The organism is Lacticaseibacillus chiayiensis (assembly GCF_004123795.1).
In the GTDB taxonomy this organism is placed as follows: domain Bacteria; phylum Bacillota; class Bacilli; order Lactobacillales; family Lactobacillaceae; genus Lacticaseibacillus; species Lacticaseibacillus chiayiensis.
Genome location: NZ_MSSM01000106.1, coordinates 1 through 625 on the forward strand (window position 1 = coordinate 1; position 625 = coordinate 625).

At 53.8% G+C, this 625-nt stretch carries 1 protein-coding gene and 1 pseudogene; both read left to right on the plus strand.

Annotated elements, in window-relative coordinates; translation table 11 throughout:
- Positions 1-9: 9 nt before the first annotated feature.
- Positions 10-285 carry a helix-turn-helix domain-containing protein gene (locus tag BVJ53_RS15645; RefSeq protein ID WP_414467465.1) on the plus strand — a complete coding sequence of 92 codons (276 nt, stop codon included), beginning with the start codon at positions 10-12 and terminating at the stop codon, positions 283-285.
- A pseudogene (locus tag BVJ53_RS14845) lies at positions 282-625 on the plus strand (IS30 family transposase); the annotation flags it as partial. The gene BVJ53_RS15645 and the pseudogene BVJ53_RS14845, both read left to right, overlap by 4 nt.

Below are 625 nucleotides of genomic sequence, written 5' to 3' on the forward strand. Positions count from 1 at the left end.
GATATCTTCATGACCCAAGACAAGTTTAACAGCACTCGACATTACACTCAACTCACCGCTGAAGACCGCGGCGTTATTGAGGGGCTTCATCACACGAAAGGCTTCTCCATTAGAAAGATTGCTGCTCGTCTCCATCGGGCGCCGAGCACTATCAGTCGGGAACTCAATCGCGGTAAGACCCGTCAGCTGAGGTCAAACTACTTGTCTTACGAAGCCATTACGCTGATACCGCACAGATTCTACACGAGCAGCGCTGCCAACACGACTACTGCCAGCTGCACTTGAAGGGACGCTGGCACTTCTTCTTCAACTGGCTCACGGCCAAGGTCAAAAAAGCCAAGTTTCGCCTACAAAGCATTGATGGGTACTGTTACTTGTTTAAGCGTCTCTATCCCGCCCACGCCTGTCCTTCAACGCCGACCGTTTACCGTTACCTCGACCGCGGCCTCTTGCCTTTGGACAACACGATCCTGCCTGAGAAGCTCCGTCGCCATATCAAACACGCAGGCCGTCACCGCGATCGCCGAAACAAACGCCTTGCAGGAACCTCCATCGAACAGCGGCCGCAAGCGGTGAACGAACGCAAAACCTTTGGGGATTGGGAAGGCGATCTGGTAAAGGGCAA